Consider the following 22242-nt stretch of genomic DNA (forward strand, 5'->3'; position numbering starts at 1 on the left):
ATGAAAAAAGCACCTTACAATCTAACCTAAGTTAGATTGTTGGACTCGGTTTCAGCGCGATACTGATGAAACAAATTCAACGACCTTGGTATGAGAAAACGACTTTAGTATGTCTATATCTTCGAAATAATGAACGATGTCGTTATCAAAGAGTTTCACTGATTGCTATGTTACCTAGCTCCATTCAGAGTAAAAACAATTCTAGCTCATCAGATGAAGGCAGCTTTCAACCTGTTTTCAAGGGAGAGCAGCAGAACGACCAGCTGTTGGATCTAATCGTAAACTCAGCGCCGATCGGGATCGCGCTTGCTTCGGTTGAGAGCCAACAGATTGTTCATTCCAACCGAGCATACCGAGATTTACTGGGTTATAGCGTTGAAGAATTAAAAACCTTAACGTTTACGGAATTAACTCATCCAGACGATTTGGCGATCGATGAATACCACTTTGCTCAGATTCTGGAGAACAAAGTCAGCGAAGTGAAGTTCGAAAAGCGAATGCGGACCAAGCATCACGACTGGGTTTGGGTAAAAGTGACGCTTTCAATTACACGAGATGCCGAGAACAGTCAGCCAATCCACAGTCTTGCAATGGTTGAGGATATCTCAGAGCAAAAACGAATATTTGCAGCGTTAGAAGCAAGCGAGTCTAGATTTCGAGCGATCGTAGAAGCACTGCCAGATGCCATTTTTCATACCAACCGCGAGGGATGCTACCTCGATTATTTTCCAGGTAATTATCTCAAAACTTTTGTTCCTGCTGAAGGCTTGATCGGAAAAACAATTCACGAAATTCTGCCGAGTAGCGTCGCTCAATCGATTCAAAGCGCAATCGATCAAGCTTTTGCCACTCACCAAATTCAAACTTGTACCTATGAACTCCCTTCTGACACCGGTTCCCATCACTACGAAGCTCGAATTATGCCGTGTAGCAATCGCGAAGCGTTGGCGATTGTGCGCGACATTACTTTGTATAAAGAAATGAGTTCCCGGTTAATGAACCACAACGAAGAAATCCGAGTACTCATTCAAGAACTTCATCAAACCCAGAAAAAGTTAAAGCAGGCTGAAGGATTAGCCACACTTGGAAGCATCGCGGCAAGCAGCGCAATTGAATTTCGCCGATACCTATCACAAATTTCCAGGGAGTTTGCTCGCACATTCCAGAATATGCAGGCGCTCCTGACGATTGTATCCTTATACGAGCAGTATTACCCGTTCCCACCTGAACCTATCGAGGCGGAACGCGAATACATTCAGCCAGATTCGTGCCTGCTACAGCTGCCAAAAGCCAGCAAATTAATTAAAAATCGCATTAAACGAGCAGACGAGTTCGCGCAGTTTGTTCAAACCCTCGCTGAGAATCCTCAACCTACAACTCAATTAATCGATCTTCATACTTATATTGACCACGTTTTGCAAGGCTTACAAACCAGCCTGAAAGCGCAAAATATTCAAGTCAAAAGAAACTATCAAACAGAAACTACGATCAAATGTCACTCCCGGCAGTTCTATCAAGCACTTGTTCACCTGGGCAAAGAAATCATTGAGCTATTCGTGGCACGACCCACTCGTAAACCCATTCTAACAATTTCAACAAAAACACTAAACAACGGTCGAATTCGAATTACATTTGAAACCAACGTCTGCCATCTTTCTCACCAAACCGAGGAAGATCCGATGCTTGTGACACAACCTGAGTTATCTCTAACCAAACAGATCGTTGAGACAATTCACCAGGGCAAACTAATTTTCCCGAATCTATCTCGACCCAATCCCCAATTCGCGATCGAATTGCCCGCGCCACCTTAGATTTAACCCTTAGCCCTGCGTTAGAGCGTCCATTATAACATTCGGAAAATGTATCTCCGGATGGAGCTTCAATTTATCAATAATCCTGCATAATTAAAATACGTAACTCTAAATACGACTCTGAAGTATTCTTGGCATATAATATATGGACTGGCAGTGGAAGCTGGAAGAGCTGATGGACTCGCACGAAATCAGCAAACCGCAGGCTTTAGCAACCAAACTTCGGGAGCAATTTCCTGAAGCAACAGGAGAATTCGGAGAATCAACCGTCCGTCTTATCCTGAGCAATACAATTGATCGGATTTCTCAAACCGGACTGATTAGTTTATGTCGGTTTTTTAAACTCAAATCCTTGTCACAACTCGTTGACTTTGATGATGCTGCCGAAGCTAGCTTTGGCACGCTGGACTATGCGCCTAAGATGAGGTTGCGATTCAAACTTCAATCGTTACTAACCGAAAAGGACATTCCGCAAAAAGAATTCGCCGAACACTGCATGATTTCGGTCGCAACGGTCAACCGCTTTTGCCGAGGCAGCAGCGATAAGATTTCATTCGATGCGTTGATTAAAATTGCGGCAGCTCTGCGACTTTACACCTATGATGAAAATCCTGAGCCTTGGGCTATCACGCCCAATTCAATTAGCGATCTCCTGGAATTGGAAATGGCTGGAACCAGAACCGAGCATCCAGCCTTAGAGCAAGGCAAAAGAAGTCCATTGCCCGCCGTTCGTATCACAACATTCCAAGACGAAGCTGCTACACGAAAGCCAGAAATGCTAATTCTGCCTGTTCAGCCAAAAAGAATTGAGCCATCTGACCACAAGGCAACTCAACCTGCGCACTCACCTTCTGCGCCTGAAATTAAGAAAACACCCACACTTTCTAAATCAACGCAAACGAAATCAAAGGCTCTGCAGGCTGAAGTTCACGAAGAAACTCCTGACATTGCTCCCAAAAAGCGAATTCCTAGCTATCGAGAACCCGTCCGGTCGATCAAAAGTGTCGATTCCATAGAATCAAATCACGGCGATGCTGAAATGCGTGAATCAGCTCCTCAGTCAGATAGTGTTCCTAGAAAACCAAAACAATACATTCTCTACAAGTAGTCTTTTTAGCCGCAACAATCAGTTGTTCGAAAAGCCAGGAATTTCCTGGCTTTTTTATCGAGTCATTATCAGAACTAATTTTAGAAATTCTTAAGAAATTCGAGCGTTTGGACAAGAATTCATTCGGTAAGCTCAAATTATGGGATCTGTCTTTAACTTGAAAAGCGGCAGGTCCAATGATTTTGTCACACTTAAACTTATGAGAAGACCACACCAAACCCCAAGTTTGCTTGGGTTTGCTTTGATTTGTGGACTGATCGGAGTGCTAGTCGGAGGAACCGCTGCCTTTGCAGAGGAGCAGCAATGTCTGCGAACAGCTTCTCCGGACAACCACTGCCTCACTGTTCCTACCGCGCTTCGAGTCGCTAAAAGCAGTACATCTGGTTTATTTGCAGGCACATTTGCAGCGCTCTTGATTGGATGGCGAAAGTTTCGCTAGCCCCTTAATGTCTCCTTCAGTACACCGTTCATCAAGCCGGAACGCAAAATTTTCGGCTGTGCTTTCCTATTTGCTCATGCATTACTTTGCCTTTCCAACAGTTTTAAAGTCACGGCGCGTCTATTCAATGATGGGTCTTTTGGTAACAATCACACCGACCATCATTCAGGGCGTTTCAAACATAAAAACAGAACCTCAAACCGGATACATCCAGTACAAAGGTTCTGAATACGGGCAGCAACTGCTTCAAAAGCACATTCAAACTTCAATCAAAACGCTGCAAATCAGCAAGACTGCAGATCGATCGTCTAAATCTATTAGGCAAGCCCCATCTGAGATCCAACGAATTGAAGCTTCTGTAAAGCCAACCAATTCAAAGTCTCCTGACACAATAGCCTCGGCAAATACTCTAGAAATCAGAGTCGCAATTCTCGAATCTCAGTCGCTTGAAATCGCCAGCTCAACTTCTGCTCAACTTCAAGCAGCTGATCAAACTCCGCTGTTTACGCTGGAAGCAGGAACAAGCTATTCGACGATTAGTCTCGAATCCAATATTCAAATAGGTAAGGAGGAACTACCGCCAGCAGTTTGGATAGATCCTCTTGATCCGAATGAAGCCATCTACGTCAACGGTGATGGATATCGAGGAAAGCTTTTAATTGTCAATATTGGCGATCGACTCTTAGTGGTTAATCAAGTTGGGCTTGAAGACTACATCACCTCGGTCACCGGATCAGAAATGTATTCGCACTGGTCTCCAGAAGCCCTAAAAGCGCAGGCAATTGCCGCGAGATCGTATGGACTCAACCATTACCAAGCGCCAATGAACCGCTATTTTGACATCTGCAGCGACGAAAAGTGCCAGGTCTACAAAGGAATTCAGGCTGAAAGTTCATCTGCACAAGCTGCCGCTCTGGAAACTCAAAACCAGATTCTCGTTAATCCTAACCAGACCCCTTATCTAGCGCAATATTCAGCAACCGCCGAGATTACTCAAAGCGCCCACAACGGACATGGAATGCCACAAATAGAGGCAGAAAAACTCGCATTGAAGGGATGGAACTATCGTCAAATTCTGGAAAGATATTATCCAGCAGCAACACTAGCACTTGTTTCGCCATAATTAGATTGATATGAGATTTAGACTTCCTGAAGATTCTGAGACCTTAGGATGGTGGATAGCAACAGCCAGCGCAATGGGTTTGGCAATCACAAGTTTGCTGTTTGCAATAGTCACGAGAAACCCAAGAGAGTTTGCTGGAATTCCACCTGCGATCGCACTTGCCATTGTGTGTTGCCCCTTAACCCGAGTTAAACGACAATCGCGCATTCTTGGAACATTTGCGATGATCGCACTGAATTTCTTTATCTGGTTCACGGTTATCTGGGTTCCCAATTAGACCAGAAGAATGCACTTTTGACCGGTAAAAACAAACAAATTAAGCTTTTTTACTGGTTCATGGACACAAACCGATGTTGCGTCTTGCATAACGAGAAACCAATATAGTGAGAATCTCAGATTCCTGCACTTTAAAATTTTTTCAACTCAAAGGCAAATCAGACTAGATTCATAGTTACCTTGTCTAGCTGATTTGTCATGGTACACTCCAACTCAATTTTTCCTCCATCCGGCGATGAACTCATTACTGAAGCGCTGAACCGAACAAAGCGACTGCGTCAAACACGAGTGGATCTTACGCTCCCCTACAGTGGTAAAGCCCTCAAGCACCAGGTTGAAGCCATCCTGTCACTGACTGCGATCGGGCGATCTCTGCTATCTGAGTGCTCAGGTGTCCGGTATGGCAAAAACGATGTATTCACCGTGGAATGCCCAAACAAAAAAGTTGCGTGTCATTTGATGCGGCTATATGTCTCCTGTATTGAAAAGGACGGAGATTGGAGGACTTTGCCGAAAATTCTCCAATTTCGGTGGAAGGGTTGTTCTCAAGCAATCAAAGTTCCGTATTCCTTTGCGGCAAACTTTCCTAAATCGACGATTAATCAACCACCGGTCGATCCTGAAGAACCAGCAGCAGTCGAACCAGAAGACATCGTTCCGCCGCCGCTAACCTTTGCCGAAATTGTCAGAATGCGCCCCCAACACCAGGAAGAAGAGCCGTTTTTCCGACTGTGGGACGCTGATAAACCTGCCACAATTCTCAGCATGAGAACAGAGAAAGTAATTGCAGCAAATCGGCTTGTTGTTGGATTCTGTCCAGAACAGTACGACGACATCATTGGCTACAACATTCGTCAACTATTTGAACAGGAACCAAATCATCCTCGATATCAACCCACCAATTTGACTGCTTTTCACGAAGAACTAAAACGTACCCACGAATTCGAGGGAGACATCTTTTCGTGGAGATCTTCGGGAATTTTTGCTAGATATCCTATTCGGGCAGAATATTTCGTCTTTGCTGGCGGATCTTACCGCCTTACCTTCTTTGACCCGATTGAAATCATTTATTAGTGTGACGATCGAGTCCCGTTGGGTTCTCCATTAGTCCGATGGATCTCATTAGATTCATCGGATTCAATTCCAAATTCAGCTTCACGAATTTGACGCAGCTCTTCCTGAGTCCAATAAATATCGGGCTGCTTCCGCAAGCCAAGCGCCAAAAGGCAGAGTTCAGCAGAGTCTGGATAAACACCAGACTGCAATGCCAGCAATCGATCCGGTCCAATTTCCGTATCTGAAGATAGATGCTCTAGCGCATTTCCAGATCGATTTTTGAGTTCAACTGCGATTAAAGCGCCGATTGTAACAGGCACGTCCGACGCTAACTCATGCCAAACCGTTTTTGAGGTTAAGGATGCAGTAGGTAAAAGCGGCGAGCGATCTGGGTTATTTCGAGACTCAGTGTCACTCCCAAGAGCGATTTCAAGTAGATCTTCGACCGACCAAGGAGCACGAGCCGGGAGATCTTTAGTCAATACCTTTGACAACCCCTCCAAAACCGATTCAGAAAGAGGTTCTGTCGTTCCTAAAAAAATGGCTTCGAGCTGAGAAAAGGAAAGTCCTGCTAATTCTAGAAAGACAACCAGAGGCAGTGCTTCTATACTCCATTGACGCTGCGGCTTTACCAATTCCTGCAAGATCAACCAGCTCAAAGAAGGTGGAGCACCGGGATTTCGAAAAGAACTTGAAATCTCTGACTCCTGTACCCAGGAGTCAATACATCGATGCATAATTTCTGCACGCTCTTGAACCTGTAAATTTGGCAGTAGTTCAACGATTTGATCAAAAGCTGAAGCGGTGGACTGGAGAGAAGAATCGACTCGCTTACAGAAATCAACGAGAGAAACTCGCCCTTCCAAATAATCTTGCAGATACTTGAGTGATTGATGACAGTACGCCGCAAGCTTTCTTTGTCCATCTAGACTCGGTCGGCGTCCCCGCTTCCATTCTCCGATCGTTCCTTGGTAAGACCCCAACGCTGCTGCAAGTTCGCGCTGCGTTAACGGTTTATACAAAGGAAAATCAGGAGATTGTAATTCTTCTGGAAGTCCCCACACACCTTCCAGTAAAAACAGCATTAAAGTCTTTAGACGCTCTGACGCAACTGAAGACCATTCCAATGAATCTTCTTCTCCCGATGTTTTCACACAACCTCCTGAACGCTTAACCAAATAGACTAACACTGGATTAATTGGCTTTCGACAAGAATTTATGACTTTTCACTATAAAAAATAAAAGTTTGTTGAAAGTACGTTTAAGGTTCGAACTTTGAACGTACTTTCAGCGCACTCTCAACGCACTCTGAACAAACTCTCAACGCACTCAGAAAATATGTTTTAGGCGTTCCTCGCGATGAAACAGATGTTATCCTGTGTTCATCGTTCAAAAGAACGAATGAACCTATCTTTTGAACGACAATAGAACGTTTGAACGATAAAACGTAAGTTGATTCGCATAAACAATGGTTAACGTGTTCTCGCCAGCAATCATTACAGCCTCAGCACCCACTCAACCCCAGACCCAACTACCCACTCAACCCGCAATTCAGAGTTTTAATCCCATCTGGAGCGTACGAGAACGGTATCTGAGTCCGAGAAGTCTACGCTTTCTTGACAAACGCGATCTGTTTGTCTGGGGGCATAAACCGCTGGGTGAGTTTCTGATGTTTGTAGACAAGCTGAGTGAGGAAGAACAAGACCAGCGCTTCAACCGTGCTCTTTGCTGCATTACTGATAAAAGCCTGCGCGAGTGGGCGGCAAAACTCAAACTGCCATCAGAAGAGCGCAGGGGTGGATACCAAGCAAAAGAAGTTGAGCTACTCGACGACTATTATCAGGCACTCCACTTTTTGGGCATGAGCTTCTCGGATTTCAACGAGAAAGTTGTACGTGAAGGAAAAACGCTTGCCCAGTATCTAAACGAAGGAATCTAAGGCACTTCATCATGAAAAAAATTAGCTTGACTCAAGTTGCTCGCAGCACAAAACTCAGCATTTCCGATCTAATCGGCATGGCTCAAAAACTAGGAATTCCAGTAGTCAACGAAACAATTGAACCAAGAATGGAGGAACACCTGGTTGCAGTCGCTGAATTGATCAAAGCAGATGTATCTCTAGAAGAAGCGATCGCGCTTGTACAACCCTCGATTCCTCAAGCTCCATCTGGCGAATCCCCAGCTCAACCCGAGCAGGCTCAGTACGATGCTGTATCAGCCGACGAAGTCGCGATGGTACTACAACAGAAAGTAGGCGGAGTTCTTGGGAAAATTCAAGAACAAGGAAACGCGCTCCTCGCCCAAGTTGATCAGCAAGTCATTGATGCCGCCAACGAATTCAATGCCCAGTTAAATGATCGGGTAGGGTTATTCTGGTTAGCTGTGGCAACCGACGAAGGGGGAAAGTTGCCGGGGGACCAACCCCCAATCGTCAACCTAACCCCGGTGTTCAGCACCACAATTACCGGCAGGCTCGATCGCAAGATGCTAGCGCCGAGATCCCAGAATTTGCTCGCTGGGTAATCGAGCAAAAAGTCCGACAAGGAATTCTAGGGGCACTGGGTGAGGTTCTCAATCCGTCCCAATCCCACCCAGATCCCAATGCCCACACAGTCCCCACTCAATCAAATGCGCCAATGCTATCAGCCATCCCCGCAGCCATTCCCAAAGGAAAATACCTCTCAATCGCTGCCCGTTTAGGGATTGGTGCTGGTGTTGGAGTATTAGCGGTGCTGGTATGGCACGCTTGGACAACAATGGACTCAAATCGCGCAAAGATGCTGCTTGGAGGCGCAGGAATTGGGTGCGGTGCATCTGCCGCCATCTTGACAACTGGACGGTTTCGGATTTACGCATCCGATCCAGAACAAACAGAAGATTCTTTGCTGGCTTTGGTTCAATCTCAACAGCAAACCCCTCTTCCAGCCCCACGTCCAATTCAGCCTCCACCAATCCCATCAGTCCAATACACCGCTCAATCTCCGTTTCAGTCACCTGGGCAATCACAAGTCCCACTACAAACTGACAAGGAGATACATTACCCCGCAGCAACAGAGGTTGTTCAAGACCCATTCGAATACAAACGTCCCGTCAAAGACGCAAAGGGTCCTAAAACCGCCTACTTCTCACCGGATCTATTCGACGAAGATCTCGATTTAGAAGAAGCTGATGAATATCCTGGACCCTACGCCCAAAACGGACACAGGCAACCCTGAGTCCATCACTCTAAATTGTCTTTTACCTACAAATTCAACCTGGGTGTGCAATGAAATTTACTTGGAACATCAACTGGCAGGAGGGATCAATCGAAGAATTCGAGCGGGTGTCAACTCGGGTAAATCCCTATGCTGCACCCCCTGAACTACTTCCTCCTGCCGCACCTTTTTCACTTCCTCCTACTCCTCCAACCTATTCCACTCCCGCACCGAACCCGACCATTCAGCAACAGCAAGAAACCCTGCAACAAATTCAGCAATTGCTGCTGCAGACCAAAGCAGCAATCCAATCCACAACTCAAGAAAATTCCCGACCAGCTTCAGCAAATCAACCACACGGATTCACTGAATTTTCTCCTCGAAACTTCAATATCAACGGAGCTGACTACGTCTCTGGAATTGAAAAGATGTCGGCTGAAGAAATCGAGAAACTTCTAAACGAAGGCGAACTTGAGGAAACTCAAGAAGGAGTGATCGGCAAAACAAGCAGTTGGCTAAATCAACAGCAAAATACAACGGTGTGGACAATTGGAATCTTTATTGCAATCTTCTTTGTGTACTTGGCAATTAAAAGCCCTGTAGTTCAGCAAATGATTCAAAACTTCCTGGCTCCGAGTCCCCCAACCGAGCAAACGACACCGTCTGAACAAAATCAACTTCCGTCTAGTAACGACAAACCAAATCCGAAAGAATCCCCAAATCCGTCAGGCATTGTTCCAATTCCGCCGACAACACCCCCAAAGCTGTAACGGCGCTCAATTCACTTCGTGAAGCCAAACTTTGATTTTTAGAGGACCTACTATGTATACCAATACCAGAGCAAACGCTTCATCTCAACAAGACTTCAGCGCGGACGATTTGCTCGCAGAGCCAGTCTTAGACCAAGAGCAAAATTACTCACCGCAAAAACCTGCTGTGCAGAATCGCGCCTCGAATAGCGGAAATGAGCGAACCAGAATATTCCAGCGTCCCTCAACAGAAACAGATGCGGTAAAAAAAGACCCAGCACGGAAAAACCAAACTCCACCTGCTGTTCAGCCATCAAACGGCAACAGGTCGCCAGCCAGCACACTTCCAGCACAGCAAGACGCATTAGAACCCTTGCCAGCTAGCACTGTTGCTCTGATGCCAGCATCTTCAAGCCTAGGATTTATTATCCTGAGTACACTGATTAAAACTGTCGCTGGTACCGCTGCCGCGCCGGTCATCACACCTTTAATCTATTTGACATCACCGCTAGTAACTCCGTTGGTCGGACTAGCCATCATCGGAATTACACATCACCAAGGATGGATCAGAGCCAGAACAATCAGCATCTGTGCACTATTAGGGTGGACACTGTCACTTCCATTTGCACCAATCTTTCTGATTCCAATTCGCGACAATATTCCAGCGTTAGAATCCCTGACAACACCCCGACAAACCAGCAGTCGGTCCAACTCGCAATCTCCATCGACCCCCGCAGAACCATTCTAAAAATCACTAATGATAGTTAATGCCACACCTTTCATGCACCACTATTCCTCCCCCGATTACGATCCACGTCCCTACGTAGAGCAAGCGCTGGGTATTCAAGATCCCTGCGAATGCTTGAATGCTCTGCTGGGCATTGCAGAACAAATTTACGAAGAATACAGACGAACAAGCCTGCCGTATGGAACTGCTTTGTTCAAACAAATGTTGATTCCCTACTTTGACAAACTGCGTCAGATCCGGGACACCAACATTCGAGGTCAGTATAGTCGAGCGTTGGTTACCATCAGCGCCAATTTCGACATTACCAAACAACAGCTTCAACAAACCGTTCAAGAGTTTCAGCACCAGGCAGAAACAACGACAGCTCAATCTCCACCCTCGCTTAGTACTCCAGCATTTACGCAAGTGATGACCCACGCACCGATTCAGAGTCCTGTTACTCAATCAGAGCCACCTATTCATCACACAGGTCATTCGGGCATAACAGATAGCTGGGCAACTTCGCCCGCTTCCCAAAACTATGGGTCCACCACTCAGTCCCCGAACAGCAATGCCTCTCAAGTAACAGGAAAAGCGATCGCAAGTGTTTTCCAGAAACTGGGGCATCCGTCGGTTGCTTATATTCCTGAAGAGTTTGGAGAGAACGCCAAATTCTTTAAATTTGCGTACAGCTATGCGGTCGGAGCAACCTTTCAAGAACTCTCCAAATGTGCAAAAGAGTTAACACAAGCGGGACTCGATCCAGAAGAAGTCAAAGTCGTTCAAGTCCCGAACGCTAAATTTAATGGAACACCCATGGGGCGGTTTGAAGTTCATGTGCCTAAAACAGAAGGGGATTTGTGCTTGACGCTAAAGTGGCTGTATGAAAAGTTAGGCGGACCCAAAAACTTACGGTCTCTAGAAAAACGAGCTGAATGGATTGTTTTAAATGCACCCAGCGCCAAACCAAACACTCCATTAATCACCACCTTTGGTCTTGACTTGAATAATCGAGCAATTGAGATCAATCAGGAAGAAGGCGTATTTAGTGTGGGATCGGGCAGATCTGGAAAAAGCACAAGCTATATTTCCCGCGTCACCGAATCGCTAATCTTCCGAGGACAAGATCTCTTGGAGATTTTTGCAATTTCAATGAAAAAGGTAACATTCGCTCCGTTCAAAGATCTAATTCATGTCATCAACGACGCAGAAGCTGCCATGAAACTGCTCGATGCTTTGAGTGATGAAGCAGACCGACGAGATGAACTGTTTACGAAAATTGGCGTAAATAGCATTCTTCAATACAACACCGTGGCAATGACACAAGAGTTCACTCCATTGCCGTTTCTCTGGGTAATCATCGACGAAGTTCATCGCCTTCGGAGAAAGAGCAAATCACCAGATCAAATTAAGCAAAAACTTCAGGAACTCACCGGGTACACACGGCAGTTTGGGATTTACTGGGATGTCGCGTCCCAGTACGCAAGCGAAGAATATGCCATTTCACCCGCCACTCGCAACAATCTTAGCGAAAAAATTCTATTTGCGTGCGATGAACAAGCTGTGGGTTTAGTAATGAGCGATCGCGAAGCTAAAAATCTTGCGCCTTCTTTACTAAGTGAAGGGGATGCTTTACTAAAAGTGCTTCATCGTAGACGACAGCTAACAAGAGCACAGAGTTTCTACATTCCAGATGATCCAGAACGAAACGATCTTGCAGATTTTCTAAGAATTTTGAAGCTTCATCGTCCGGCACTCAGACCTTCTCGGTTAATGTCGATGGAGTTAGAAACACCACCAGTTGTCGCACCCTGTACCAACGGAACCTTAGATCAATCGTTAGACGATGGCTGGTTCAGCAATCCAGTTGCAAACCAAGAGTTAAAAGAAAGAGAAAGAGAAAAAGCCAAATTCAACTTGATTCAGGACTGGAAAGCCCACAACGAAAATCCGGCAAATGGTCAAAACAAAATTCCCATACGACGAATGCATGCAGCAGTCTATGGAGACATTCTTTGTCCTGAATTTAGCCATCAGCCGGTTGAAACCATCCAAGACTTAATCCGCGTTCCAACACTCGACAAAACAGATCCCCGGACAAAAACATACGAAAACGGAGGAAACGAAGAAACAGCAAAAAGATATGTTCAAGCCTTACTACAAAAGTACAGCAGCACAGCAGCTGCGTAAGAAAGCTATGTTGAAGAAGAACTGTCGTTTCATCACACTTTGCATTATCGTAACTGCTGGTGCTTTGCTCAACGCCTACTTGTGGAATCCAGAAGTAGAACGTTCAAGCATCAGCGAATCTCATATTCAGCGAACCAGTTTTAGCACCTTATCAAGAATCAACAACAGCCGAGAGATCCTTCCATCGATAATCGAACAAGCAAATCGATCTGTGTTAAAGGTGCAATCTCAGCGAGGCAACAAAGTCGATTCGGGAACCGCCTTCGTGGTTAAAAACGGATATGTTTTGACCAGTGCCCATGTTGCTCAAAACGGGCGTGTCCGGTTTTTTGATCAAACTGGAACTGCAGTTAAAGCGCAATTCATCGGGTCCAACCGTATAACCGATGTTGCACTTTTTCGATTAAACAACCCAAAATCATTTTCTCCGTTACAGCTCGGGGATTCGAGCATGGCATTAGTCGGGGAAGCCGTGATCGCACTAGGAATGCCAATGAACCAAGACTTCACAGCAACTTCTGGAATTCTATCTGCCAAAAATCGGGTCATCGATCCCCAAAACAGTCAGGTTTTATTTCTTCAAACCGATGCTGCAATTAATCCAGGCAGCTCCGGAGGACCGCTGCTAAATGCACAAGGTGAAGTCATTGGCATCAATACCGCAATGGTTTCAGACGCACAAAATATTGGCTTTGCATTGCCAATTGAAATCGCTCTAGACTCAGCTCGCAGTCTTCTAACTACAACACGCTAACAGCACACGCTTATTTGATCCTGTATCCATGATCGCAATTCGCCAATTCAAACCAAAATTGAACTGTCCGAAAAAACAGTCGAGCAATCAGCGATTGCACAGACTGTTTCTCGTTGCGATTGCTGGAGCAGGATTGAACTTGACGCTGAACCTTTATTCACTCACCACGCCCTATCAAGCGCAGCTTCGAGAATATGCTCGCTCAAATTTGCAAGCGCTGACGCACGTCAATCTGAACACTCCACTCACCAATGACCAAGTACCACTGCTTTTTGAAGGTGGTGTCAATTCAATCGTTGCTCGTGGTACCGGAACAGCCGAAGCCACTCGCACACCTGATGGTAACATCACTGAGAACTGGAAAGGGCATACAGATCCCGGAGACGGAGAATGGAATATCGGAACATTCAGCTACAATGCCAATCGTGACAAAACGCGCATTACAACGCCCAAAGAAGCTGATAGATATTACCTAGAGAAACTTAAAATTCGTTCAGGCATTTTGCTAACCCAAAGTCACCAGGCAAATACTAGACTGACACTAGAAGAATGGCTTAACGCGATCGACCTTGCAACGCAAGCTCCCGAAGCAGCTTTGGGATGGAGTGACGGACAAAACCCAGGATTTATCTCAAATCTAATCAGTCTGAAACGCCAAGGCATGAGGGGCCAAAAAGCCATTGTTGCCGCCCGAGTTGCAAGCTTTCGCAACATCAAGACTCGACGCTACGAAACCTGGACAGACAGATCTGGGTTAGAACACGACCAAACTCGACGCCTGGTTGCAATTGCAGAAAGTGTATCGGTTTGGCAACAGCAGCAGCAGCACATAAATCGAGTTGCTTTTAAAAAGCCGACTGACTTTAGCACCATTGAAAAACAGAACCCGTATGGATATCAACAATGGCAATCGCTTGAAGAATACAACAAAGCGCTGTACTGGCAAATGGGTGCCTGGTCTGCCCTGAATAACCGCCCAGCCATCAGCAATTTCCCCACATATGAAGAAGGGTACAAGTTTACAGACACTGCTCGATGAGAATAAATCATGTTTGAACTAAACCAAATCAGCTCTCCAATAAATCGTCTAAGCAATCTTACCCTCGAAGTGATTAATCAAATCCGAATAATTATTAGAATCAGCGCTTATCGACGGTTGCTTCAAGCAAGACTAAGAATCAATTGGTTTGAACAAACGAATAAACCCTGGCACACAACTAATAACAGTAGAACCGCGCTTGATCAATTGACTGTACTACTGCACAACCTCAAACAGCTTACTCAAAAAATACAGCAGCGAAAATCTCGTTCTGCTTTCCATGAAATTACTTCCGAATGACTTATAGGGGAAAATCGTGAGATCTCACCGTCGAATCAGAACAAAGAATAGCCTCAATAAATGGATTCTGCTGACCTTTTGTATCAGCCTGATTATTATTGGATCTGTTGCAATTTACTTTGCCCAGTGGAACGTAGGTTATTTAATTCTGGGATGGCTAACGGGGTACTTTGCTGATCCGATCAAATCCGCCTTAGAGTCTCAATGGATCAGCTATGCAACAGAAGAAACATCCTCAGCGTATGACTTCCTCAAAAGGCAGCAATCCTATACAGATTTAACCGTAGGTCACACGATTGCAAAATCGTCTAACGTTCAAAGCAGCAGCGAATATACAGAGCTAGAACGAGAAGCTTTAGAATATACGGTGCCAATTTCTCCGAATGTAGCTCCCCCCCTGTCTCCCCCCAAACCAGTTTCGCAAAACCGACATAAATTAGAGCCAATTGCCAAAAGACATCTTCTACAAAAAACAGACAACCCAATTAGAAATGCAGCCTGTATTCACTGTGAATACGCTCATCCGCTATTAGAACAATATCCGTACGATCCACGCTTTCACTTTCGAGAGTGCCAAATCCCTGAACTAAGATCGCTGGTTGATCAAGTTATTCTGTGTCCCCAGCAGCTAATTAACAATCACTACCAAGAGAAAGAGTAGCGATTAACTTGCCAAACCTCGTCTTCGCGCCAGCTTTACTCAATCAGCTTGTGATAAAAACGACCTTTAGATTTAACAATAACAATTCATCACCCTTCAAAAAGCACTCATCCGTTCATAACTCAGATTGACAGCAAAAGTCGAGCGATCGAAAAATGACTAACCGTAAAACGACAAAACGCTGGAAATGGACCGCTAGTATTATTCTTAGCCTAATTGCTGCTGCTGGAATCTGCTTGCTTCAACGACAGCGAATGCCTGGCGAAGTTAAAACAACTCAATGGATCCAGGCTTCCTTCCCGGTTGCTGAATTTCAAGCATACACCTCTCCTTTCGGCAAACGGCAGCGTCCCTGTCCCACTTGTTCGCAATACCACAAAGGGCAAGATATCGCAGCGCCAGAAGGCAGCGAAATGAAAGCCTGGTGGGGCGGTAAAGTCATCAAAATTGGATTTGATCAGAACGGATGGGGAAACTATCTTATCGTTTTATCTGGGAAATGGGAGCATCTTTACGCCCATGGTCGAAAAATTTTAGTAAAAGAGGGCGACACAGTACACACCGGACAAATCATCGCAGAAGTTGGTCAAACAGGAGGAGCAACCGGACCCCATCTACATTGGGAACTCCGCCACCAATCTCCAACCAAAGCACACATTACCGATTCTTCACAATGGGATTTAGTGAACCCAGCCGAAGTGCTGTGGAGAATGTACAAAGCTCGCTACCCGACCAGCAATATTTCACTCGTTAACTTCCACTCCAAATCAACTCCAGACGATGCTATGGAAACCTACTAGGATGTCGCGTCAGCAATTTGTCAGAATTATGATCATTTTTACGATCGCGACTACGGTGTTTAACCAAGTTTTGTATCTGACAAATAATCCTCCGCAATCAGCAGGTGCTGTCACAAAAATCCCCTTGAATCGGTCAATTCAAGGGGTTTGGCTCACCAATGTCGATAGTGATGTTTTACTCAGTTCATCAAAGCTTGCTTCGGCGGTCACAACGCTAAAGCACCTGCGGTTCAATCAGGTTTATCCGTGTGTTTGGAATCGCGGTTACACCCTTTACCCCAGCAGTGTTGCAAAAAACACGATAGGACATAGCGTTGATCCAACCCCAAAAGCATCTGGATTAAGAAATCGGAATATGTTAGCTGAACTCGCTCATTGGGGTAACCAAGCCAACATTAAGGTAATCCCGTGGTTCGAGTATGGATTTATGACTCCTGCTGATTCTGAACTTGCAGATCGGCATCCCCACTGGATTACTCAAAAACAAAACGGAGACAAAATTTGGGTCGTCTCTGGGAAAAAGCAAGTTTGGCTCAATCCTTTACATTCAGAGGTGCAAGATTTCATTCTTAGCTTGTTAACCGAAATTGTAAGTCAACCTCAAGTTGATGGCATTCAGCTAGATGACCACTTCAGCTTGCCATCAGAGTTTGGCTACGATCGTTACACTTTAGCGCTTTATCAACGAGAAAACCCAGAAAAACCTGTGCCTACACCTACTGATCACCATTGGGTGAGATGGAGAGCGAACAAACTAACTGAATTTATGGCGCGAGTTTATAAAACTTTAAAAGCGCAAAATCCAAACCTAATTATTTCTGTCTCTCCAAATACCTATGAATACGCTTATTCAAAGCAACTTCAAGATTGGAGCCGTTGGGTTGAACAGGGATGGATTGACGAATTGGTCGTACAGGTTTACTTCAATGAGGAATCGCGATTTAAGCAAGAAATTGAGAATCGCTGGATTCAACAGGCACGCAAAAAAATTCCCGTCTCGATCGGAATTTTAGCGGGTTTACGGACTCAAACAGTACCTATTACCCAGATTGCACGGCAAATCTCGGTTGTTCAGGAAAGAAAATTTAGTGGACTGTCTTTCTTCTTTTACGAAAGTCTTTGGAGCCTTAACTCCAAGTCCCCAAATCAACGAAAAACTGCGCTCTCAAAAGTTCTGCAATCCTTTCACTAACTCATTCCAGAGGCTATGTATCATAAAAGACATCAAGCAGCAAAAATTTCCCTCGTGCTAACACTTTTAGCACTCTTCTGCATTGGGCTAACTTTGCTACATCTGACCAACCTCAACATATGGCGAGTATTTGGACTCAATATTACATCCAACACGACCCGCATTCGTCAACAGCCGGTAACACTGCAGCAAATTCAGAAAATCGGTGAACTCACTGCCATCCGATGGCCTGTCACACAAATCATTCCGGTAGAACAAAGCAATGCTCTTTTTGGAGTGGATTACAGCACTACCAAACTTCTTGTCATCGCTCAGGTTGATGTTACTGCCGGAATCAATGTTCAAACGATTTCCCCACAAATGGTTCAAACAACAGAAAACACTGTTACGATTACACTTCCCCCACCTCAGATTCTTGCAACCAACTTCAAAACCCGGCACAGCAAAATTTACGACTACAATCGAGGCTTTTTAGGACTCGGACCCGACGTTGGACCTCAGCTTCAATCTCTTGCACAGGTACGTGCTGTTGAGCAAGGGACTCAGGCTGCTTGCAACAATGGCATTTTAGAGCAGGCAAATAATCAAGCTGAAAGTCTGACCGCAAATCTTCTACAAACGGCTTACCCTGGTAAAACAATTCAGGTCAAAACCACGCCTGCAAGAAGCTGCACAATTGCGGAATCATCTGTTGACCCGGAACAAGCAACCGTTTCTCCCACACCCTAGTATTTCTCTTATCTGTTTAGTCCTCAAAGCACTCATGATCGGACCGGCTTTCTCACAAGAACAATGCGTTATACACCCTTTCGACTTTCAGGTCGATTGCATCAACGACGTTTACAGCTTATGGCAAAATCAAACCCAGCGGGTGTTGCTGATTGCTGGATGCGGTGCAGGAAAGACCTACATGGCATCGCTAATCATGAAGACAATCACCCAGAAAACTCGATATCGTCGTCGCTGTTTGTTCTTGGTAGACCGAAATAATCTACTGGAACAGGCCGCCGACGAAATGACAGAGCTAGGAGTCGATTGCTCAATTTTGCAGGGAGATCGACTTGTAAATTGGAATGCCTCTGTTCTTATTGTGTCTTGCGGAACGCTAGAGTCTCGAATCCGCTCATCCGGACTAGAGGCACATCATGTATTTTCGCAGTTATTTGGACGCGTCGATTTAATTGTCGCTGATGAGGCACACGATGTTTGCTGGCGAGATTCTTATATCCAGCTTCAGAATTACTACTTGCCACAAAAAACCCGATTTTTGGGACTCACAGCAACCCCTTGGCGAACAAAAAACGACGAATATTTAGGTCAGCGATTTGATGAAGCAGTCTGTGCACCACAGCCGCCAGACCTCGTCAAAATCAAGCGTATTGTTACTTGCCGATCGTTTGGATACGACGAAAATTTTGATTATAAGTCCCTCCGCGTTGGCAAAGATGGAGATTTTACCGAGTCAGATGTAGAACGACAAGCGCTTCGACCAGAAGCACTAGATCTAATCATCAAACGATGGATTGAACGAGGTCAAAATCTTCCAACAGTTGCGTTTTGTGCTTCAGTTGCACACGCTCAACAGCTTGCAAAAGCCTTCAACACAGCAGGAATACCCGCTGCCTGGCAAGACGGCAAGACTTCAACAGACGTTCGCAAGCAGCAAGACGAAGCATTAGTAACTCGCCAAATCAAGATTATTTGTTCGGTCAATACACAAGTCAAAGGCTGGAACGTAAAAGCAGTCGGATGTATTATCTTTACTTATCCAACTTTATCTAAATCCAAGTTTTTTCAAGCAGCAGGTCGCGGCTCCAGAGCCGATGGCGAAAAGCTATACTATATTTTGCTAGATTTCGGCGGAAACACGCTTCGACATGGCTCACCGACCGGATATCAGGACTATTGGATTGGTCCAAAACGCACAAAAGCGTCCAATAATGCAGCCAACAAAACTTGTCCACACTGTCAATTCATCTGCTCTGTATTCATGGCACTCTGCCCAGAATGCGGACATCAATTCTCTCTTCCAGAAGATCCCGTTCCGATCGAGCATGATCTGCTATCAATTCCGCTAATCGAGCTACTAAGTTCTGAAGAAAGACAACAGATTCAAATATTTAGAAAAGCCAAAAAAAATTGCTATCACCGTAATATCAGTCCTGATATCGCAATTAATCAGTTCTATAAAAGATATGGATTCGAACCTTATTATGAATGGCACTATCAAGCAGTTCTTGGCTCTGAGTACAGCAGCGAAGAAAAACAGCGATTTTTGAGATACCTTCAATCCTTTGCACCCCCGCTACATACCGCTCAATGGCTGACAATCAACGTGCATCTAGAGTTTGGAGACAATGATAATCAACCGATTATCTCAACAACTCAACGCACTTATCCAGGATGGTGGGAGATTTTACAAGTTTCGGATCATGCCTCGTTTCAAGAAGTCAAAGCGGCGTATATGACACTCTGCCAACCCTGGCAACCTGGTATCACTCAAGATCCTGATGCACCCTTTCGATTAAAACAATTAAATTGGGCGTGGTCACAAGCCATTCAAGAATTCCGATCGAAACGTTGAGTCATTGCCTTAACAATCTACTACTGCTTGAAAAAGAGAAAACAGTACTAATAGACGGACAGTGAAAATATCTTGCAGTTTATAAATAAACCGCAAGATATTTTCACAAGCACCAAACCTTAAGGCAACAGTCAATACTCAGCCATAAAACCTGAGTGAATTATCAAGTCTGCCTTATTATCAGTTGCACCTCAGGGAACAGACATTCCTCAACCTCCATTTGAGCAGTGAATTTATGCCTTTCAACCTAAATCAGCTACTGTGGAAAGCGACACACCGCATTTGCCAGTCCGCACTCTTACTCAACGCAATAAATTATCAAGTGCTGAGGCAACCAGGATTTATCTACAAGTTAATTCCACCCTACGAAAAAAGAGCAATTCCATTCTGCTGGTTGCGCCCACACTGGGAATTGCACCTTTTCTATGAGGGTGAAAGAATTTACTGCTGTCGCCTTCCGGCGAGGCAAATGATGCTTTATCTTGCTCTAATCAGAACGATGAACACCTGCCTACACAAGATTCCCGCTTGCTTTGGTACGGAGCGCTCGTTTAGCCAAGCATTACCAGAGGAATCGCGATTGCTTACCCACACAAAGAAACCCTTTACTCAGCCAGTTTACCCAGTGCCTTCACAAACGTTGGCGCGGATTCAGGCAAACACGAATAAAATCAACTGGCTAATGCTTTTAGGTCTTGTAATCGCTATCTTGCTAGCATCAGTCAGCTATAGTCAAGTCAAGCTATTTCAACTGTTTCAAAACGGCATTCTCTCCACGCCTACCCCTCGTTAAAGTTTCAAAAAATGTCAAAAAAGTTAGCCACTCAAAAGCTAAAGAAACGATACTTAGTTCGACAACACCAGCAGTTTCCAGGAAGCTATCAAGTTATTGATATCGATAGAAGAGTGCCGATCGCAACTTTTCATAACGGAGAAGAAGGAATTTTACGCGCCAAAGAATACGCTGACCTTGAAAATAACAGCAGTAAACAAAACATATCTAGTCGAATCTTTGGTTTATTAACCATTCTGATCGGAATGTACACCCTATCTGGTACTTTCATGCAAGCGTGGGAAGCTAAATCCTGGTTATCTCTTGGCATGATTGGTGCCTGGGTTGTATTAGGCTTCTTTCTAGTATTACGCAACAACGACTCATAGTTGAATCACTCATTTTTCTGAAGCGATGTCAAGACTCTTTCTCTTCATTACACTTATTACGGGCACTGTTTACGGATGTCAGTCTGTGCCCACCGTCCAGCAAAATTATTCTGCTGAACAAAAGCGAAATAGCATTCTCATTACAACACCAGATGGTTCCAAGCAAATTGGATACGAGCGCACCGACAAAGGATTTGCTTTTGCACTCGAAGACCCAAGCAGTGGAAAGCAAATCGGACCTCGTCAAGCCCTTGACTGCGACCCAACCTCGTTAGAAACCGACGCACTCTTAATCAACATCAAGAAAACACTTTGTCCAGTGTTTTCACTACATCTACCAAAGGAATTTGAAGGACGAAACCCCTTGAACACAAAAAATCCATACCAACTCTCGATCGCTCGCAAAGGCAACCGAGGAACGCTAAAGATTTTACCGTTAAAAGGAAATCAGTGGATTGCTTATGATGCCTTTTGGGGCGTAACTGGACAAGCGGGAACAATTGATTGCAAAAACCGAGTATCGTTCCCGTTCCACGAAGATGTTCCATCTCCCATTTCTGCCGACTCTACAGAGGAGCAGATTGCCAGAGCGATTTGTAAACCCGCCAACGTCGTTCTGTTACAAAAAGCCGCACAGTGCCAAACCAACGGACCTCTCAGTGCTACGTTTATTAGCAAAACAGCAACACTGCCAAGCGATTTAAAAGCGCGTTTGGCTCAGAAAAAACTTCAGATTAGATCATGCAAGCTCTATCAGCTCACAGAATCTGGATTAATTCAACCTGGCGATTATAAGTGGACTGTCACTGGATTTAAAACGAGCTACGAAGCAAACCAATTTCTCCTTAGCCTTCCCTCGCAGTCAGAGGAGTCGCTTTGACCCAACGTCCACGCCGACAAAAACCTGAGTCTGTCAACTGCTCCCCCCGCCCAATCAAATTGATAGTTGCAAAGCAGAACCAACATACCCAACGAGCACCGGGTCCTTTAAAGTATCGGTTGTTCAAACACTCAACTGCTCCTCCATAACAGATTTACTCCTCAAATGAACTGACGAGCAGAAAATCGTCGATTACAA

The 22242-nt window shown here is 45.0% G+C and carries 23 protein-coding genes; 22 read left to right on the forward strand and 1 reads right to left on the reverse strand.

Annotated elements, in window-relative coordinates:
• The first annotated feature begins 167 nt into the window (after positions 1-167).
• The 6 genes from ACQ4M5_RS00635 to ACQ4M5_RS00660 all read left to right on the forward strand — a co-directional run bounded on the left by ACQ4M5_RS00635 (position 168) and on the right by ACQ4M5_RS00660 (position 5831).
• Positions 168-1811 (forward strand): PAS domain S-box protein, encoded by a 1644-nt coding sequence (locus tag ACQ4M5_RS00635; protein WP_430673668.1) that lies wholly within the window; start codon positions 168-170, stop codon positions 1809-1811.
• Positions 1812-1986: 175 nt separating this feature from the next.
• Positions 1987-2919, forward strand: coding sequence for a helix-turn-helix domain-containing protein (locus tag ACQ4M5_RS00640; protein ID WP_430673669.1), 933 nt, complete (start codon positions 1987-1989; stop codon positions 2917-2919).
• Positions 2920-3118: 199 nt separating this feature from the next.
• Entirely contained in the window at positions 3119-3358 is a 240-nt protein-coding gene (locus ACQ4M5_RS00645; protein WP_430673670.1) for a hypothetical protein, read from the forward strand.
• Between the two features lie 127 nt (positions 3359-3485).
• Positions 3486-4481 carry a SpoIID/LytB domain-containing protein gene (locus tag ACQ4M5_RS00650; RefSeq protein ID WP_430673671.1) on the forward strand — a complete coding sequence of 332 codons (996 nt, stop codon included), beginning with the start codon at positions 3486-3488 and terminating at the stop codon, positions 4479-4481.
• Positions 4482-4491: 10 nt separating this feature from the next.
• On the forward strand, positions 4492-4758 hold the full coding sequence (locus ACQ4M5_RS00655) for a hypothetical protein (protein WP_430673672.1): 267 nt from the start codon (positions 4492-4494) through the stop codon (positions 4756-4758).
• Between the two features lie 197 nt (positions 4759-4955).
• Positions 4956-5831 (forward strand): hypothetical protein, encoded by an 876-nt coding sequence (locus ACQ4M5_RS00660; RefSeq protein ID WP_430673673.1) that lies wholly within the window; start codon positions 4956-4958, stop codon positions 5829-5831.
• On the opposite strand, the gene ACQ4M5_RS00665 is transcribed toward ACQ4M5_RS00660, so the two are convergent.
• On the reverse strand, positions 5828-6967 hold the full coding sequence (locus ACQ4M5_RS00665) for a helix-turn-helix domain-containing protein (RefSeq protein WP_430673674.1): 1140 nt from the start codon (positions 6965-6967) through the stop codon (positions 5828-5830). The two genes, ACQ4M5_RS00660 and ACQ4M5_RS00665, sit on opposite strands and share 4 nt — an antisense overlap.
• A 314-nt stretch (positions 6968-7281) precedes the next feature.
• Here ACQ4M5_RS00665 and ACQ4M5_RS00670 point away from each other — a divergent pair, with 314 nt between their 5' ends.
• From ACQ4M5_RS00670 to ACQ4M5_RS00745, 16 genes are all read left to right on the forward strand, one after another.
• The gene (locus tag ACQ4M5_RS00670) at positions 7282-7752 is read left to right on the forward strand and encodes a hypothetical protein (protein ID WP_430673675.1); all 471 of its coding nucleotides are present in this window, start codon (positions 7282-7284) and stop codon (positions 7750-7752) included.
• Between the two features lie 11 nt (positions 7753-7763).
• Positions 7764-8336, forward strand: coding sequence for a hypothetical protein (locus ACQ4M5_RS00675; RefSeq protein ID WP_430673676.1), 573 nt, complete (start codon positions 7764-7766; stop codon positions 8334-8336).
• A 113-nt stretch (positions 8337-8449) separates the two neighbouring features.
• Positions 8450-9028, forward strand: a complete 579-nt coding sequence (locus ACQ4M5_RS00680) for a hypothetical protein (protein ID WP_430673677.1) — start codon at positions 8450-8452, stop codon at positions 9026-9028.
• A 50-nt stretch (positions 9029-9078) separates the two neighbouring features.
• Positions 9079-9777 (forward strand): hypothetical protein, encoded by a 699-nt coding sequence (locus ACQ4M5_RS00685; RefSeq protein ID WP_430673678.1) that lies wholly within the window; start codon positions 9079-9081, stop codon positions 9775-9777.
• A 52-nt stretch (positions 9778-9829) separates the two neighbouring features.
• Positions 9830-10504 (forward strand): hypothetical protein, encoded by a 675-nt coding sequence (locus ACQ4M5_RS00690; RefSeq protein ID WP_430673679.1) that lies wholly within the window; start codon positions 9830-9832, stop codon positions 10502-10504.
• A gap of 9 nt (positions 10505-10513) precedes the next feature.
• Complete coding sequence (locus tag ACQ4M5_RS00695; RefSeq protein WP_430673680.1) at positions 10514-12673, forward strand: FtsK/SpoIIIE domain-containing protein; 2160 nt, start codon at positions 10514-10516, stop codon at positions 12671-12673.
• On the forward strand, positions 12627-13427 hold the full coding sequence (locus tag ACQ4M5_RS00700) for a S1C family serine protease (protein ID WP_430673681.1): 801 nt from the start codon (positions 12627-12629) through the stop codon (positions 13425-13427). Before ACQ4M5_RS00695 ends, ACQ4M5_RS00700 begins: the two co-directional genes overlap by 47 nt.
• A gap of 28 nt (positions 13428-13455) precedes the next feature.
• Positions 13456-14466, forward strand: coding sequence for a hypothetical protein (locus ACQ4M5_RS00705; RefSeq protein ID WP_430673682.1), 1011 nt, complete (start codon positions 13456-13458; stop codon positions 14464-14466).
• A 316-nt stretch (positions 14467-14782) separates the two neighbouring features.
• A complete protein-coding gene (locus tag ACQ4M5_RS00710; RefSeq protein ID WP_430673683.1) occupies positions 14783-15427 on the forward strand; it encodes a hypothetical protein in 645 nt (214 codons plus the stop codon).
• 155 nt (positions 15428-15582) lie between these two features.
• Positions 15583-16227 (forward strand): M23 family metallopeptidase, encoded by a 645-nt coding sequence (locus ACQ4M5_RS00715; protein WP_430673684.1) that lies wholly within the window; start codon positions 15583-15585, stop codon positions 16225-16227.
• Position 16228: 1 nt separating this feature from the next.
• Complete coding sequence (locus ACQ4M5_RS00720; protein WP_430673685.1) at positions 16229-17419, forward strand: glycoside hydrolase family 10 protein; 1191 nt, start codon at positions 16229-16231, stop codon at positions 17417-17419.
• 15 nt (positions 17420-17434) lie between these two features.
• Positions 17435-18148 (forward strand): DUF4230 domain-containing protein, encoded by a 714-nt coding sequence (locus ACQ4M5_RS00725; RefSeq protein ID WP_430673686.1) that lies wholly within the window; start codon positions 17435-17437, stop codon positions 18146-18148.
• Between the two features lie 34 nt (positions 18149-18182).
• Positions 18183-20003: a DEAD/DEAH box helicase family protein gene (locus tag ACQ4M5_RS00730; protein WP_430673687.1), complete on the forward strand. Its 1821-nt coding sequence runs from the start codon at positions 18183-18185 to the stop codon at positions 20001-20003.
• A gap of 235 nt (positions 20004-20238) precedes the next feature.
• A complete protein-coding gene (locus tag ACQ4M5_RS00735) occupies positions 20239-20796 on the forward strand; it encodes a hypothetical protein (protein WP_430673688.1) in 558 nt (185 codons plus the stop codon).
• An 11-nt stretch (positions 20797-20807) separates the two neighbouring features.
• Positions 20808-21164: a hypothetical protein gene (locus tag ACQ4M5_RS00740; RefSeq protein WP_430673689.1), complete on the forward strand. Its 357-nt coding sequence runs from the start codon at positions 20808-20810 to the stop codon at positions 21162-21164.
• Positions 21165-21189: 25 nt separating this feature from the next.
• A complete protein-coding gene (locus ACQ4M5_RS00745; protein ID WP_430673690.1) occupies positions 21190-22044 on the forward strand; it encodes a hypothetical protein in 855 nt (284 codons plus the stop codon).
• Positions 22045-22242 lie beyond the last annotated feature (198 nt).

It is taken from the genome of Leptolyngbya sp. AN10, from assembly GCF_050565645.1.
GTDB lineage: Bacteria > Cyanobacteriota > Cyanobacteriia > Leptolyngbyales > Leptolyngbyaceae > Leptolyngbya.